Raw genomic sequence first — 1,584 nt, forward strand, 5'->3', positions numbered from 1 at the left:
ATCCTTTTCTTCCAATAGCCAGAGGCCTGATGGCATTTTCGGCCAGGTTATTATCTGGCAGGTAGCGCCCATCAAGATGATAGCGGGACAACCGCATGAAAAGGTTGTATGTATAAGCCAATGCTCTGCTCATTCTTCCGCCCGGAAGCGCTTTAGGATAATACTCTTCAACCCATTTTTCAAAAGCACGCATAATTGGATAGGCCAGACGTTTTCGAAGTTCCGCCCTTTGCTCATGGTCTAACTCTTGCTCGTCGGCCATTTTTTCAACCTGATAGAATTTGGCAATTTGTGCCAATGCATATTCAGCTCCGGTTTTGTCTTCCGCAAGACTTTCGGAGAATTTTCTGCGCGCATGTGCCCAGCAACCCAGAAGCAAAACACCTTTCTTTCGCTCATAGATTGAGTATGCCTCATATCCATCGGTTTGAACGGCCCCCTGATAATCCTTTAACAGATCAACTACCACTCTTTGCGCCCGGGAGCCTTTGTCGTAGTGGAAGAAAACCAGGTTGTCCATTACTGATCGTACCATCCAAAGGTAAGCTTTAGTGGTCTTGTGCTTTTGATTATTGATAACCGGAATGGTGCTTTCATCCACCTGGATATAATCAGTTTCGAGGACTTTTTCTTTTAAGCGATTGTAGAGAGCACGAAGTAAATCGCTGCTTCCCTGAAACCATCCGTTAACGGTGGATGCGGGTAATCTTACTCCGATCATCTTAAACATAGAGATCTGACGATGAAAAGGAAGATGATAGAAGTATTTGTTCATTATTAGCTCAGCCAACATAGAGGGGCCGGCGTTGCTGCGGGGCAGCGGCAAAAGTGGCATTGGAGCAATACGGATAGCAGGTGCTTCTTCTTCGTTCTGCTCATTCTCGGCATTCTCTTCTGCTACAATTGGCTTTATGGCATACTTCGGGCGTTCTATTCGACGGACATAGGTCTCACCTGGCTTATGTTCAAGAATTTCAGTCACCTCTTCGCCAATACGCACCCAGTTGTCCTGTTTGCCTTCCGGCTCTATGACTTCTACTACTCGTCGAAGGTGATCTGGTAACGGCTGACGTACGGGCTTCTTTTTTTCTTTGTTCGACTTGCGTCGCTCATATTCGATAAGCTCTTTTTCCGCATCTTCAATGGCTTCCTTCTCCTCTGGAAGCACTTCCAGCCCCTCCCAGTCAATCTTTCTTTGGTTGGGGTCTGCTGCAATATGCTTTTCGCTGGAGATGCCAAAAAACTTATGGCGAAACCAGGCAAGTTGATCGGTTAGCTTATGGATTTGTTGATCCTTTTTAGCCACTACAGAGGTCAATTCCTGGTTTTTTGCTTCCAGGGTATCCAAGGCCCCATTGTCAACTTTTCGCAACCGGGAAAGCTCCTGAAATAGCTCATCACGTTCCTGAAGAAGCTCCTGTATTAACATATCCTTATCGGTTGCAAAATCGCTCATTTATCACTGTCTGATTACGAGCTTAAAGATAGCAAAATCAAGGCTTCCAGCCAATTATTCTCAGCTAAAAAACCTGAAAAGATGCTTCTTTTTGTCGCCTTTTCAGGACACGCTTTCTGGGCTTCACA

General features: G+C 45.6%; 1 protein-coding gene. It reads right to left on the bottom strand.

The window, feature by feature from the left end; genetic code table 11:
- Positions 1 to 1,456: IS66 family transposase (gene tnpC / locus W7W_RS0119595; protein ID WP_010665338.1), on the bottom strand; the 1,456-nt coding region annotated here is incomplete at its 3' end.
- Positions 1,457 to 1,584: the final 128 nt, after the last annotated feature.

Origin of the sequence: Marinilabilia salmonicolor JCM 21150 (genome assembly GCF_000259075.1) — a bacterium.
In the GTDB taxonomy this organism is placed as follows: Bacteria; Bacteroidota; Bacteroidia; order Bacteroidales; family Marinilabiliaceae; genus Marinilabilia; species Marinilabilia salmonicolor.